This is a genomic window from Cohnella baijiui (assembly GCF_020731285.1).
GTDB lineage: Bacteria > Bacillota > Bacilli > Paenibacillales > Paenibacillaceae > Cohnella.
Genome location: NZ_JAJFOW010000025.1, coordinates 37777 through 53334, shown reverse-complemented (window position 1 = coordinate 53334; position 15558 = coordinate 37777). Strand labels below are relative to the sequence as shown.

The window sequence follows — 15558 nt, the reverse complement described above, 5'->3', positions numbered from 1 at the left end:
TCTAATTTAATACTAGTTTTTCCTGTGTTGGCCCTACTAAGATAGCACCAGATTCTACTAGCGAATCTACGCTTAATGATTTCGAATCCGCTTCCGACTTCCTGCGTTTGTTAACCCTCCTCCTTTTTCAGCATCATTTTACGCAATTCTGTAGAAATATGTCGATTCGATTAATACTGGCCTGACAATCTGCGACTAAAGTTGTTATGTCTGTCTGAGAAAAGGCTCATCGAAGGTGTCGTCAAGCGTAGAAGATCGTCATCGCGAAAACGCGGTTCCGGCGCGAACGGATTCGCGTCGACGCGTGCAAGAAGGACAAGCGGACAGTCGTCGGACAGCAATGCATCAAACATGTGGGAGGTAGACGAAGTGTTGCGGATCGTCCAGAAAAGCAAGAAAAGCTGGGGAATCGTCATGGCCGTCGTCATGCTGGTCACGATCCTGTACCCCGCGGGGTTCGGGAGGCTGGCCCATGCGGCCGGGGCGGAAGAATTGGTCTATTGGAGCGGGGCCGGTAGCGGCTCGGGCAGCACTGCCGACGTTCCTGTGACCCGCTCGAACGCGGCCAACCAAGATCAGAAAATCACCGCGACGGGCTCGGCCATTGCGAACTTTACGACTGCAGGACCCATCAGCGGTATTACCGTCGCCAGCGCAACCGGTTGGACGAATGCGCCCGCCTATTGGGAAGCGTCGGTCAACACGACGGGGTATGTCAATCTTCTCCTGTCGTCCCGGCAGCTCAGCTCGAATACGGGACCGAGAGATTTTAAGCTTCAGTATCGGCTGACCAAGACCGAGGATTGGAAGGATGTTCTCGTCGACGGCAATCCGGCAACCGTCTTGATCGGCAGCAGCAGCTGGGGCAAAGGCGGGGTCGACGACAAGGCCGCGCTCGTCAACGTGCCGCTGCCGGCCGAGGCGAACGATCAGCCGTCGCTATACATACGGTGGCTTGTCCATTCGACGAACGCCGTGAACGGCACCTTCGGCGCTTCGGGCACGAGCCGGATCGCGGAAGTGTACGTCAACGGCACGCCGAAGGACGGAGCCGGCCAGCCGGCGCCCGACAAGTCGGCCAATCCGGCCGCGGGCAAAATCCGCTTCGGCGACAACTTCAAGACGGTAATCGGCGATGCCGGCGCGGTCGCGAAGGGCGCCGCCGTCCGGCTGTCGCTGGACGGTACGTCGGTCGCCGGATCGACGTACGCCAGCCCGGCGGACGGCTCGTTTTCCTACGAGCTGGACAATCCGGGCCGCGCCGCCACCGTCTACGTTTCCGCACTCGAGGAAGGGAAGACGGAAAGCGACAAGGTCGCGATCGCCATCGCCAAAACGGCGCCTCCGGCAGCTTCCAAGATCGTCTTCGCCGATCCGACGACCGTCAAAGGGGCGGCTTCGGCCGTGACCGGCGGCGCCACCGTCATCGCTTATCTGGATGGCGTGCAAGTCGCGACGGGCTTCGCGGAGAGCGACGGCTCGTTCCTCCTGACGATTCCGAATCCGGGCGGCCGGACGCAGGTCGGCATCGCCGCCAAAGAAGCCGGCAAGCTGGAGAGCAACCAAACGACCGTTTCGATGGCGGATACGTCCACCTATTTGCCGGGCGATATCGTCATCAGCCAAATTTATCCGAACGCCGGCAACAGCGGCGCCTTTTACAAAACGAAGTTTTTTGAACTGCACAACACGACCGACCGCGACATCACTTTCGGCGGCCAATGGTCGATCGGCTACGTGTCGGCTGCCCCCACTTCATTCAGCGCGGGCGTCGCGCTGACCGGCACAATCAAGGCGCACGGCTATTATCTGGTCACCGGATCCAGCGGTGCGAACGGGGCGGATCTCCCCGTCGCCGCGGATCAGACGACGTCCCTCAATCCGAGCGGATCGGCAGGCGGCATCCTGTTCGTCGCGCACAAGACTAGTGCGCCCGCGAACGACGAAGATCCCGACCTGATCGATCTTGTTGCGTTCGGCAACGGTACGGCAAACAACGGCAAAGGATTCATGCTGGACATGCCCCATTGGGGCAATCCGTTTATCGTGTCCAACATCGGCAGCGGACCGGCGCTCCGCCGCACGGACGAGGGCTCCGATCCCCGCTCGGCGTTCGGGCTGGGCAACGGCGCCTTCTGGAGAAACCCGTCCCAGCAGTTCGTCATGAACGTGCCGGCGATTCCCTCCAATCCGCAGGAGGTGCTGATCCGCAACGCCTTGTACAAGGCGGCGCCGGACCGCGCGAAGATCGCCTTCGCCGGGGCGACGGTCGCGGGGACGGCCGGCGCAGTGCCGGCTTCGTCGGTCGTCAAGGCGTACTTCGAAGACGCGGGAACCTTGACGCCGGCCGGCCAGACGACCGCCGCCGCGAACGGCTCGTTCACAATTGCCGTTGCCGACGCGGGCGCGCATACGGCCGTCTACGTCACGCATACCGACGTCTACAAAGAAAGTTTCTACACGCGGATCGACGCCGCCCCCGGCGCGGGCGCGGCGATGCCGATCGGGGAGCTGCGCAAAACGGACGCCAACGGCGTGCCGATTTATTTCGGATACGAGACGACCGTCGAAGGCGTCGCGACGACCGACAACCAGGCGCTCGGCGCCGAGAAAACGAACTTCTACCTGCAGGACGCCTCGGGCGGCATCCAGGCGCTGGGCGGCAAGGCGCCTGCCGTCGCCGTCTTGAAGGGTCACAAGTATCGCTTGACGGGCCGGGTCGCCTTCACGGCGGGCACGACCCAATTCGTCCCGACGGCGATCGAGGAACTGGCCGAAGAGGCGTCGCTCTCGCCGCTTGCGGTAACGCCGGACAAGCTTTCCGCATTCGCCTCGGCGGAGCCGCTGGAAGGCAAGCTCGTTTTCCTGAAGGCCAAAGTGTCCAACATTCCGGTCGACGGTCCGGATTACAACGTCACCGTGACCGACGACGCGGGGAACACGGCCGTCGTGCGCATTCTCGCCGCTTCGGGCATCGACGTGGCCGGAGGCGCGATCGGGCTCGGGGAGTCGTTCACCTTCACGGGCATCGTCGGCCAGTCGAAGGCGGCGTCGCCTTATACGAGCGGCTACTATCTGCTTCCGCGGAACGCCGCGGACGTTCAGGGGCAGCTGCAGTTCAGCCATACGCGGCTTGACAAAGCCTACGTCGGCGCGGACGTCGTCGTCAAAGCGACGGCCAAGTACGCCGATTCGGTCACGTTGTACTTCAAAGGCGAGAGCGACGCAGGTTACGCTCCCTTGCCGCTCCTCTCGGCGGACCGGCTGAACTACAACGCCGCGATTCCGAAGGAGCAAGTCCCGCCTGGCAAGCTGCTCTATTACGTGGAGGCGAAAGGCGTCGGGGAAATCAAGAGCGAAGGGACCGCCGCCGCTCCGATCGCGATCGACGTCGTGGAGGACCGCGACGGCCCGGCGTTCGGCGAGGTGCTGCCGGCGGAGAATGACGAGATCGAGACGATGCATCCCGAAATCTCGGCCGCATACGAAGACCCGAGCGGCGTCGACGTCTCCAAGACGACGCTGAAGCTCGACGACAAGGACTATACGGCCAAAGCGGTCGTCACCGAATCTTCGGTGAAGCTGACGCTGACGCCGGCGGACGATTTGGGCGTGGGCGTCCATACGGTGACCGTGTCCGTTCAGGACAAGCTGGGCAACCCGTCCGTCAAGACGTGGACCTTCAAAGTCGCGGAGCGGTTCACGGGGGGCAACCACTACTACGGGACGACGCACAATCATACGAATATTTCCCACGATGCTTCGGGCAATCCCGAAGACGCGCTCAAAGCAGCCCAATACTACGGCTACGATTGGTTCGCGTTTTCGGATCATTCCCACGACATCGACTCCTCGCTGGTCGGCACGGACACCGTGGAGCACAAGGGGATGCCGGAGCGCACGGGGGGCTCGGATTGGCAGCTGACCAAAAACCTGGCCTCGCAATATACGAAAAACGGCGATTTCGTCGTCTTCCCGGCGTTCGAGATGACTTCCACGACGTGGGGCCACTCCAACGTGTTCGGAACGGACAACTTCATCGACCGCAAGCAGGACGGCGGCAAATACCAAGACCTGAAAAGCTATTATGCCTGGGTGCTGACGTACGACAACATCGTCGCGCAGTTCAACCATCCGGGCATGTCCGCCAACGCGTTCGACAACTTTATCCCGTACGACAAAAACGTAGACAAGCTGTTTACGATGCTCGAAGTCGGCAACGGCTCGGGCAAATACTCCTACGTGAACGTACAGGACAAATTTTTCAACGCGCTGGATCTGGGCTGGCACATCGCGCCGACCTACGGCGAAGACAATCATGACGCCACCTGGGGCCAAACGAATAAACGGACCGTCATCGTGTCCAAGGATCTAAGCCAGGAGTCGCTGCTCGAAGCGATGCGCAAAATGCGCGTCTACTTCACCGAAGACCCGAACGCGAAGCTCGACGCGACGGCGAACGGCTGGTATATGGGGTCGACGGTCGATTCCAAGACGCTGAACTTCGACATTCGCTTCAGCGACGACGTCCTGGAAGAGAAGACCGATCCGAAGTACGGCTACCTGAAAACGCCGAGCGACGACCGCGTCGCCAAAGCCGAGCTGATCACCAACGGCGGCACGGTCGTCGACACGTACGTGCCGAAAAGCAGCGAAACTTCGTTCCGCTGGACGCCGACAACGACGGTCATGGGCGGGCAGCAATGGTTCGTCGTGCGGATCACCCAAGCCGACGGGGACCGCATCTACTCGGCGCCGTTCTGGTCGCCGGAGGTGCCGGTGGCGGTCAAAATCAGCAACGTCGCCATCGCGGAAGGCGCCGTTATCGGCGGCGTGCCGGCGACGCTGCAAGCCGTTCTCTCGAACATGGGCACCGTCGACGTCACGAACGTCAAGGCCAAGTTCTACTACGACGATCTGAGCCACCCGATCGGGGAAGCCGACATCGCCTCCCTCAAAGTCGGGCAATCGGCGACGGCCAGCGTCGTCTGGTCGGAGCCGGCCGTCGGCGACCGCATGCTCATTGTCGCGCTGACCGCGGACCAGGATCTGGGAGGCTACCAGTACCAGCAGGCCGTAGCGGTCAAAGCTCCGTTGGGCAAGACGATCCTGATCGACGCCTCGAGAAATAACGAAAATACGACGAAAGATGCCAGCGCCACGTACAAAGACAAACTCCAGATGTTCACGACGCAGATGCGGCAGCTGGGATACACCGTGAAGGAGAATGCGTCCCCGCTCTCCGATACGGTCTTGAAGGGCGTCAGCGTGCTGTACATTTCGCATCCGGCGACCGCGTACGGGACGGCCGAAATCGCGGCCATCAAAACGTACGTCGACGGGGGCGGCTCCGTCTGGTTCTCGGAGAAGAGCAATTACGGCAGCGGCAGCAACCAGAATTTGAATCCGATCCTCAGCGCGATCGGCTCTCGCATTCTCGTCAACAACGACGGCATCGCCGACGAGACGAAGGACGGAAACTTCTGGTCCAATCCGCTCACCTCGAATTACGCGGTCCGCCTGTATCCGCAGCCCGTGCGCAATCATCTGACCGACCTCGTGCCGACGATCGAGTATTACAGCGGTTCGAGCTTGGCGGGCAACGACGGCGCGGGCAACAAAGTCGCCTTGCAGGACGGCGGACCGGTCACCGTGCTGGCATGGGGCAACGACTCGACGTTCCAAATCTCGGCCGGCCAGATCAAGGCCGATACGGTCCAGTACAACGTATCCACCTCGCCGGCGCCCGCCAATCTGACCGGCGGCGCGATCATCCCGGCGATCGCTTCGGAGACGCTGGCCGGAGGCGGCCGCATCGTGGTCTCCGGGATGAATATATTCAACGACTTGCAGCTCAAAAACGACAACGGCAACGACGAACTGGCGCGCAACGCGATGAACTGGCTGTCGCATCTGGAGAAGCCGGTTACGCCGATCGGTCAGGCGCGGCAGCTGCCGGAAGGAACGGAAGTGCTGATCCAAGGCCAAGTCACGACTGCGGCCGGCGTCTTCTTCGACGCGGCTTACGTCCAGGACGAGACCGGCGGCATCATGGCGTTTAACGATGTGCCGGAAGGCACGCTGAAGCTCGGAGACGTCGTGCGCGTCTACGGGCATATCAAAGTATTCGAGAACAACACGGAAATCGAATTCGACAAATTCGACAACAGCATCGTCAAGGTTAGCGAAGGCACGCCTCTCGCACCGAAGGCGGTCAGCACGAAGGATTCGATATCGCCGGCTTACCAAGGACAATTGGTCCGGGTAACAGGCACCGTGACAGAGATGCCCGACAGCAACTCCATCGTGGTCGATGACGGCAGCGGTCCGGTTCTGGTATTCGTGGACGGCTATATCGCAAACCAAAGCGGACCGATCCCGGACATTCGCGTTGGCGATCGTCTCTCCGCCGTCGGCTTGTCCGGCAAATACGCGGAAGGCGACCGCATCCGGGTGCGGGATGCGAAAGAGCTGGCCGTCCTTTCCGGACAAACGGCCGAGGAAGTGGCGGCTTCGATTACGGCTGTCGCGCCTCCGCTGCCAAACGCGACGGCGCTGACGCTGCCGGCCGTGCCGGCCGGATTCGGCATCGCGATCAAATCGTCGTCCGACCCGGGTGTCGTCGGGACGGACGGAAAGATCGTTCTGCCGGAGCAGGCGGCGACGGTTACGCTCGTCCTGACCGTCACGAGGCTCTCGGACGTCAGCGCGGCGGATACGGTTCCGATCGACGTGACCGTGCCCGCGAAGCTGATCCTGTTGACGCCGGAAGTCGTCGCGTCGGGGATTGCGGGGATTCCCGCCCCCGCGAAGGACGCGGCGAAGCTAAGCTTGCCTGAGGTGCCGGAAGGCTTCGAAGTGGCGATCGCCTCGTCGAGCCGTCCGGAGGTGATCGCCCTCGATGGCACGATTACGCCTCCGGAAGCCGAAACGACGGTCCAAGTCGCGCTCGTCGTGACGAGGACGTCGGACGGCAGAACGGCAAATACGGTCGAATTCGCCGTAACGGTGCCGGGCAAGACGTCCTTGCCGCCGGAGCAAACGCCGGTTGCCGGCGTCTCGCTGGACCGGACGGCGCTGAGCCTGAAAAAGGGCGAAACGGCGATCCTTAAGGCCGACGTCTCGCCTGCGGACGCGACGGATTCGTCGGTCGCATGGCGTTCGAGCGACGATTCGATCGCGACGGTGGCGGACGGCACGGTCACGGCGATCGGCGAAGGGACCGCGATCGTCACCGTCACGACGACGGACGGCGGCTTCTCCGCCACGGCGAACGTAACGGTGGAAGCCGCCGAACCGGGCGAACCGACACCAACACCGACACCAACGCCAACAACGTCGCCGACACCAACGCCGACGCCGATTAACGGTACGATTGTCGTCACGGCGGATCAGCTTCGGGCGGGCGCGGGCGGCACGGCGACCGTCAACGCGCCGGCCGGCACGCGCGAAGTGGCGCTTCCCGCGCAAGCGGCCGAGCTGCTGAGCGGCGGAACGCTGCGCATCGCGTCCGGCGCGCTCACCCTGGACGTGCCGGCCGGGCTGATCCGGCAGCTTGCCGACCAACTCCCGGCGGACGAACGGCAAGCGGGCCAAATCTCGCTCAAGTTCGATCCCGTGAGCGCGGCGGACGCGCAAGCGATCGCGGCCAAGAGCGGCCAAGCCACCGGCTTCGACGTTCAACTGAAAGGCTCGATTTACAACTTCGTCTTCTCCATCGCATCGGCGGGCGGCCGAACGGCTTCGCTCTCCAAGTTCGATCAGCCGATGACGATCCGATTGAAGGCCGATCCGGGACTCGATCCGAAGCTGGCGGGCATCTACTACATCGCCGACGACGGGGCGCTCGAATATATAGGCGGAACTTACGAAAACGGCGAATACGTCGCCCAGATCCGCCACTTCAGCGCATACGCGGTGCTGCAGCTGACCAAAAACTTCGCGGACGTGACGAACAAGCATTGGGCGTACAACGTGATTCAAGGGGTGGTCGCCAAACAAATCGTCAAGGGCACCGGCGCCTCGACCTTCGAGCCCGGACGCTCGGTTGCGCGAGCGGAGTTCGCATCGATGCTCGTTCAAGCGCTGAAGCTGACGAAAACGTCGGACGTTCGATTCGCGGACGTCGCCTCCGGCGCCTGGTACGCGGAGGCGATCTCGATCGCCTACGGGGCCGGCATCGTCAAGGGCAAGAGCGTGAATACGTTCGATCCGAACGGTGTCATCACCCGCGAGGAGATGGTCGTCATGACGGTGAAGGCTTACGCGATCCTGAAAGGCGGGCAGCCCGCCAAAGCGGGAGGAACGCCGTTTAAGGACATGGCCAAGGTTTCCGCCTGGGCCGCCGACGATGTCCTCGCCGCCGCAGCGCTGCATTTGATCAACGGCCGGGACGGCGGACAATTCGCGCCGAAGGGCGCGACGACTCGCGCGGAAGCCGCGCAGGTCATCGACAACCTGCTTCGCTCCTAATCGCAAGTCCCGCGTTTGGAAGACCGCTTCGACCAAAGAGGATGCCGTTGAGCAAAACGGCATCCCTCTTGGCTTTTTACGTACCCACATCGAACCGCACGGGAGGATATCCGATGGCACAGTCCCTGTTTCGGGCGTTCCGTCCTTTGCTTTGCGCCGCGGCCGTCGCCTTCGCCGCGATCGCTTTCGCGCCGCAGGCCGACGCGCATGCATATAGCGCCGCTTACAATACCCTTACGCTCGCCAAATCGCAGACGGAAATGACGTACGCGCTGGACGAGCTCTCCGCGATCGAGCTGGCGGGGGGCGACGCCAACGGCGACAAGATGCTCGACCAGGAAGAGTTCGACGCCGTCAAGGACGAGCTGGCCGACATCCTGCGCGCGCATCTGACGCTCAAGCTCGGCGGAGAGGAGACGCCGTGGACGTCGCTCGAGCGCTTCGTGCTCGTGCGGGAAGGAGACGCCTCCAAAGTCGTTCTCCGCGCGCTGTATCCGCCCGCCGCGCCGTCCCAATCGATTTCGCTGACCGATCGGCTGTACGAGAACGATACCGCGACGAATTACGTCGACCTGCTGACGATTCGTTACGGCCCCCAGAAGAGCACGTCGGCATTGTCGGGCAAGGACCGCGCCTGGGCGATGCAGCTGACGGACGGCGACTATGCGGGACTGCCGGAGAAGGCGGGCGAGACGGCTTCGGCATCCGGAGACGCGCCCGGAGAGGAGCCTGCGGCATCGGCTTCCGGTACCGGCTCCGGCTGGCTGTCCTTTTTCAAGCTGGGCATTCGTCACATCCTGGGCGGATACGATCATTTGCTGTTCCTGTTCTCCTTGTTGATCGCCCGCCAGACGTTCAGGCAGTATGCGGCGATGATCACCGCCTTCACGGTCGCGCACAGCCTGACGCTGACCTTGACCGTATTGGGTTTGCTCAACGTGCCGCCACAGATCGTCGAGCCCGCCATCGCGCTCAGCATTTGCTACGTCGCCTTGGACAATATCCTCCGGCCGCGCGTGAGCTACCGGTGGGTGCTGACGTTTCTGTTCGGTCTCGTCCACGGCATGGGCTTCGCCGACATTCTGAAGGAGATGGAGATTCCCCGCAGCGAACTGGCCGTCAATCTGATCAGCTTCAATCTGGGCATCGAGGCCGTTCAACTAACCATCGTTGCGCTGCTGGTCCCGCTTCTCTATGCGCTGCATCGGTACAAGCACGCGAGACGCTTCGTCGTGGCCGCCTCCGTCGCCGCGCTCGCGCTTGGCGGCGCCTGGCTGTTCGAGCGGCTGTTCGCGGCTTGACGCCTCATGACCGACCTCAAGGAGGGGGCATCCATGTCCCAAAACGCCATGCAGACCGCGCCGCGCGCGTCCCATGCCGGGGTATTCGCCGGGCTCAGCCTGCTCGTCGTCAGCTTGCTGTACTTTTTCGCCAGCCAGTCGCCGGGGACGGCGCTGCACAATGCCAAGCTGCTCATCTTCAAAACCGCGTTCATCGGCATCCTCCTCGAAGCGCTGCCGTTTATTCTGATCGGCGTGCTCGCCTCGGCGCTCCTGCAGGTGTTCGTGTCCGACCGGATGGTCCGCCGGATAATCCCCCGCCATCCGCTCCTCGGCATCCTAACGGCCGGCCTGCTCGGCATCGTCTTTCCGATTTGCGAATGCGGCATGGTGCCGGCCATTCGGGGACTGATCCGCAAGGGCATGCCCGCTTACGTCGCCTCTACGTTCATTCTAGTCGGACCGATTCTGAATCCGATCGTCTTTTGGTCGACGTGGGTCGCCTTCCGGTCCCGCCCGGAAATGACCTACGCCCGGATGGGCTTGGCGCTGGCCGTCGCGATCGCCGTCGGTTTGATCGTCTACCGGTTCGTCAAGGGCGGCGTTCTGCGGGACGAGGGGCCGCCGCGGGAACGTGCGCACGATCACAGCCACGGCCACAGCCACAGCCATGGGCACGCGCACGGCTACAGGCAGGGCGGCGTTCGCGGCAAGCTGACCGAGATGATGAGCCATTCGGTCGGGGAGTTTTTCGAGATGGGCAAGTTTCTGCTGTTCGGCGCGCTGCTCGTCGGATTGCTGCAAGCCTTCGTGCCGCAGCAGCAGCTGGCGTCGCTAGGGCACGGCCATGCCGGATCGAGCCTGCTCATGATGGGACTCGGCTTCGCGCTGTCGCTGTGCTCGACGTCGGACGCGTTCGTGGCCCAGTCGTTCCTCGCCACGTTTTCCAAAGGCTCGCTCGTCGCGTTCATGGTATTCGGTCCGATGCTAAATTTAAAGAGCCTGCTCATGATGCTTGCGGTGTTCAAGACGAAGTTTGTCGCGCTGCTCGCGGTGTTATCGTTCGTCTTCGTCTACGCGGGCGCATGGGTGCTCGAAACTTGGTTGCTGAAAGGGGGATGAAGCGATGACGATGCTGCGGAACCGGGCAACGGTCCATCATCTGCTGCGGACGGCCATCCTCGTCGGCTTGACCGCGCTGCTCGCTCGACTGCTTTTCTCTGGAGACATGCTGCTGTATATCGCGCCGCATCTGATGCTCTACGCCCGGATCGCGACGGCGGGCGTGACCATCCTGGCCCTTTGCCAGGGCTATCTGACGGTCGCCTCGCTCCGTCACCCGGCGATCGGGTGCGCCTGCGGCCGAGATCACGACCACGATCACGCGCCGCCGGCGTCGCTCGGTAAAAACGTCGTCCTCTACGGCCTGTTTCTCCTGCCGCTGCTGTTCGGCGCGGTCGTGCCGAATGCGGCGCTGGCGGGCTCGCTCGCGCGGAACAAAGGGATGAATCTGGCCGGCGCGGCGGTCCCGAACGGGGCATCGCTCGAGACGGTCGAGCTTGAGGGAGATGCCGATCAGGCGATCAAGGCGATGTTCAGGACAAACGTGTACAACAAGGACTACGCCAAGCTCGGCATGCTGCTCTACCGGCAGGATGCGATCGAAATGAAGGACGAATGGTTCATCGAGAAGCTGCAGGCGATGAATCTGTTCGTCGACAACTTCCAAGGCAAGCGAGTTACGCTCACCGGCTTCGTCTACCGCGAATCGGGGCTGGCGGACGATCAGTTCATCGTCGGGCGCATGGCCATGACGCACTGCATCGCGGACATTTCGCCATACGGCATCGTCGTCGAAGCGCCGGACGCGGCCGGTTACCCGAACGATGCCTGGCTGACCGTCGACGGCACGATCGACCGGACGACGTTCCAGGGGCGCGAAGTGATCCGCATCGTCGCGGACGGCGTCATTTCGGCCAAGGCGCCGACGATCCCGTACGTGTACCCGGACTGGAATTTCGCTTCCAAACTTTAAAACGAAACGCGGAGGTTCGGTTATGGTGCTGAATATAGGCAGTCTCGCGATTCTCGCGCTGGCGGCGGGATACATGCTTTATTACGTCAACGGCCGCAAGGCCGTCATCCCGGCGGCGCTCGGCCGGGCGGCCTTGATCGCCGCGGCACTGCTCGTCAGCGCGGCAGCCAGCGTCGTCGCGGTGCAGGCGTTCGACTATCGTCTGCCCGCCGTGATCGTCTACGCCGTCCTGTTCGCGGCCGCCGCCGGCGGCGCCGGCTTTCGCCTCTACGGATCGCTGCCGGCCCTTCATGCGGCGCTCGCCGGCATGCTGGGAGCCATCGCCGGGGTCCGCTTCGGCATGATGCTGTTCGCTTCCGCCATCGTCGTCTTGGCGGCCGCGATCGCGGGCATCGTTGCGGTTTTTGCGCTGCAAAAGGCGGTTGATTGGCGGGCGAAGGCAGCCATCCAACCGCCGAAGGCAAAGGGGAAGCGGACTTCCAAAGCGCCTCAAGCGTTCGCGGCGGTGCTCGCCGCGGCGGTGTTCGTCTCGGGAATCGAGCTGATCGTCCACCGGGATCGCATCGCCTTCGGGCAGATCGGACAGCAGGCGTCGCAGCAGGCGGCGCTGGACGAGGACAACAACCTGCAAATCGCGACGATCGACGTCAAAGCGACTGGATTCAGTCCGCGCGACAGCCGGTTTACCACCGGCGCGATGGTGAAGGCCGTCTTCCGCGTAGACCGTCCTTCCGACGCGGGCTTGACGCTCGTCTGTCCGGCGCTCGGCATCGAGGCGCCGCTGAAGCAAGGCGACAACATCTTTTTGCTGAACCGTCCGCAGCCCGGCGTATACGCGTTCTCGCTCGGAGGTTCGCGTTTGACCGGCACGATCACGATCCGGGAAGACGGAGAACCGGCGCAGCGCGAAGGGGCATGACGGACGAATGGGAGACGCCTATGCCCGCTTTGAATAAGCGATGTTCAATCGTGTTGTTGACCTGGCATGATTTCATTACTTGGACAGCAAGGAATAGGAGAATAAAGCGTCTTGCCTGTATACTGTGACGGACACGAACACCAAACTTCGGCGTACCATTTTTTCTTGTTGAACTTACGGGCAGAATAGTTGAAACACTGCAACCTTCATGTGGGTCTTTACGTCTCCTAAATGGAAAATGAAGGAGGTGGGTTTCAATTAAGAAAATGATTGTTTTATTTTCAATTTTTTGTCTTGTGTTTCTGATTGGTTGCGGTAAAGAAACAACGGAGCAGAATAATGTTAAACATATGGAATACCTTAAGTCGTTTGGTTGGCATATTGAGGAAAAAATGAGCGAAAGAACGCAAGATACAAAAAACTATCTACCTGCAACAAACGCAGGTATTGATTTGAAGCCGTATAAAGAAATTTATATTACAACCTATTTGCTGAAAGAGAAACAAAAAACGGGAAAGAAAATATACGCTGACATTTATCAAATGAATGAAGATATTATTGGAGGAAGCGGACATTTAGAGACTTGGGAGCCTGGAGATTTCTCTTTGAAGGATAAAGAAAGGTTAATCAACGAAGGAACAATAAATAATTAAATTAATAAATAAATTAAGGTAGGCTGTTCAGCTAACGGGGCAGCGCAATAATGCTCAATCATATTCGGGATCTTTCGCTGATATTGAACGGGGAGATTAGTTTAAGAAATGAAGGAATTTTAGCTGATTGTGACCATTCTAACCGGGAAATGGGGAAAAATTAACGATCCACGTTAACGGGATACGAAACCACATCATACAGCCTGCCGATTATAACGTCGGCAGGCTGTTCTGCTAACGGAAGAATATAGTTCAACCAGAACAGGGAGCAGGCCACCGCGGTGCTGCTCCCTGTTCCATTAAAGTATTGGGCAGGATACTTTAAGATCATGCGTGGCGAACCGTATCATAAGTAGGGCGAAATATTGTCTTTACTGCTCAAGGATGAAGTAAGGATTTTGTTACTCTAACGAGGATAGTTAAGCAAATGTCTGCAACAAATTATTGATCTGTAGGGGTGACTGGTTCAGAGTAGAACTGTTGATAGCGTTCCAACAATTTCTTACCATTCTTCTTGACATAGTCTCGTTGCTTTCTAACATTATATCCTTTATAGGAACCATAGAGAATTCCCGAAGATATGTGAAGATTTACAGCGTTTGATGCCACGCGGTTTGTAGGTTCTGTATTAATTTCTACACTTTCATAAAAGCGACTTCTTTTTGCATCAACTACAGTTGCATTCCAACCTTGCTTGTTTTTAATATCAGTCCTTGCGGATGCTGTTGGCGTGGCAGACCGAGCCACCCTGGCTTCGGAAGCGCCCGCAGGAGTAGTACATACGGACGATCTTCGTCCCCTCTTTCGCTCGGTTGACCGTGCGGCTGGCGGTCATCGCCGCGCCGCACTCGGGGCAGCGGATAAGTCCGGTCAGCAGGTACTCGCCCTCGAAACGCTTCTTAGGCATGGCGCTCTTATTCTGTCGGAGCAGGTATACCTTCTCCCACAGCTCGTCCGACACGATTGCTGAGTGATCTCCCTCTGTTTGATCTTGACATAGTAACTTTATAACTAGTAATATTGTAACTAAAGGCTTGATTAAAATTTTTGTAAAGGCGGGAAATGAAATGAGTACACCTGGAAACTTTGACTACAGCAAGCTTAAGGGAAGCGATTTTGCAAATATGGATTTAAGCAACCGGTCTTTTAAAGGGTGTGATCTGGAGGATGCAATATTTGACGGTTCCAATCTCACGAATACCTTGATTATCGGCTCCAATCTGAAAGGCGCATCATTCCGTGAATGTACTTTTGACGGCACGAATTTTAAAGGCTCCGATTTGTCAGGCCTTTGTTTCGACAGGATGACATTCCAGGGAACGGTTTTTGATCATACCGGATTAAAGGGAACCAGCTTTCGAAATGCGGTTTTTTATGATGTTTCAGTTAAAACGGAGCTTAAAAACGCTATCTTCGACGGGTCCTCGATGGATAAATCAACTTATGCGTTGCTCAAGGGCTTCAATGCGGATGTGAGCAAAGTTACTGTCATTTAACTATTGAACAAAAAAAGGGGATTTGAATCCGGATTGGGGAGGCGCTATGACATTGAAAACATCAAAAGCAATCCACCGTTCCCCGGTTGCGTTGGCCATCCTGTCACTGCTGATTGAAGAGCCGATGCATCCGTACCGCATGCAGCAGCTATTGAAAGAACGGGGCAAGCACGATGTCGTTAACGTTCATCAGAGAGCCAGCATTTATCAGACTATCGAACGGCTTAGCCATCAGCAATTGATCGAGGTGCAGGAAACGATACGGGAAGAAGGGAGACCTGACAAGACGGTGTATGCCGTAACGGAAAAAGGCCGTGTTACCGCATTTTCATGGATGAAGGAAATCATATCCCTACCGGTCAAAGAGTATCCGGAGTTCCCTGCTGCCCTTTCATTCCTTCCGCTATTGGATGTGGAGGTGGTTATTGAGGCTTTTGAAAGACGGGTAGGATTCCTTAGGGATAGCTTGACAGGTATGCAACATCAGTACGAAGAGGCTAAAGAGGTGCTTCCTAGAGTACTTCTGCTGGATTTGGAGTATCGAATGAATATGTTCTCGGCGGAAATAGAATGGGTACGGTCTATTCTGGAGGAAATAAAGAACAAGAATATTGACTGGAATTTGGAATTGTTGCTTGGAATTTCCACAAAGTTTAAAAGTGAGAACCCCCATCATGAATAAATTAGAATCAACTTATATACA

The 15558-nt window shown here is 59.2% G+C and carries 9 protein-coding genes; 8 read left to right on the top strand and 1 reads right to left on the bottom strand.

What is annotated here, in order from left to right; all coding sequences use genetic code 11:
• Nucleotides 1-369 precede the first annotated feature (369 nt).
• From LKX83_RS20430 to LKX83_RS20405, 6 genes are all read left to right on the top strand, one after another.
• Nucleotides 370-8472: an S-layer homology domain-containing protein gene (locus LKX83_RS20430; protein ID WP_227884343.1), complete on the top strand. Its 8103-nt coding sequence runs from the start codon at nt 370-372 to the stop codon at nt 8470-8472.
• A 113-nt stretch (nt 8473-8585) separates the two neighbouring features.
• A complete protein-coding gene (locus LKX83_RS20425; protein ID WP_227884342.1) occupies nt 8586-9773 on the top strand; it encodes a HupE/UreJ family protein in 1188 nt (395 codons plus the stop codon).
• Nucleotides 9774-9806: 33 nt separating this feature from the next.
• Complete coding sequence (locus LKX83_RS20420) at nt 9807-10874, top strand: permease (RefSeq protein WP_227884340.1); 1068 nt, start codon at nt 9807-9809, stop codon at nt 10872-10874.
• Nucleotides 10875-10878: 4 nt separating this feature from the next.
• Nucleotides 10879-11787, top strand: a complete 909-nt coding sequence (locus LKX83_RS20415) for a TIGR03943 family putative permease subunit (RefSeq protein ID WP_227884339.1) — start codon at nt 10879-10881, stop codon at nt 11785-11787.
• A 22-nt stretch (nt 11788-11809) separates the two neighbouring features.
• A complete protein-coding gene (locus tag LKX83_RS20410) occupies nt 11810-12706 on the top strand; it encodes a hypothetical protein (protein WP_227884338.1) in 897 nt (298 codons plus the stop codon).
• Nucleotides 12707-12972: 266 nt separating this feature from the next.
• On the top strand, nt 12973-13359 hold the full coding sequence (locus tag LKX83_RS20405) for a DUF4830 domain-containing protein (RefSeq protein WP_227884336.1): 387 nt from the start codon (nt 12973-12975) through the stop codon (nt 13357-13359).
• A 706-nt stretch (nt 13360-14065) separates the two neighbouring features.
• Here LKX83_RS20405 and LKX83_RS20400 read toward each other — a convergent pair.
• Nucleotides 14066-14320 carry a recombinase zinc ribbon domain-containing protein gene (locus LKX83_RS20400; protein ID WP_227884335.1) on the bottom strand — a complete coding sequence of 85 codons (255 nt, stop codon included), beginning with the start codon at nt 14318-14320 and terminating at the stop codon, nt 14066-14068.
• Nucleotides 14321-14426: 106 nt separating this feature from the next.
• Between LKX83_RS20400 and LKX83_RS20395 the strand changes: the two genes are divergently transcribed.
• Both LKX83_RS20395 and LKX83_RS20390 read left to right on the top strand, forming a co-directional pair.
• The gene (locus LKX83_RS20395) at nt 14427-14855 is read left to right on the top strand and encodes a pentapeptide repeat-containing protein (protein WP_227884334.1); all 429 of its coding nucleotides are present in this window, start codon (nt 14427-14429) and stop codon (nt 14853-14855) included.
• Nucleotides 14856-14907: 52 nt separating this feature from the next.
• Nucleotides 14908-15537 carry a PadR family transcriptional regulator gene (locus tag LKX83_RS20390; RefSeq protein WP_227884333.1) on the top strand — a complete coding sequence of 210 codons (630 nt, stop codon included), beginning with the start codon at nt 14908-14910 and terminating at the stop codon, nt 15535-15537.
• Nucleotides 15538-15558: the final 21 nt, after the last annotated feature.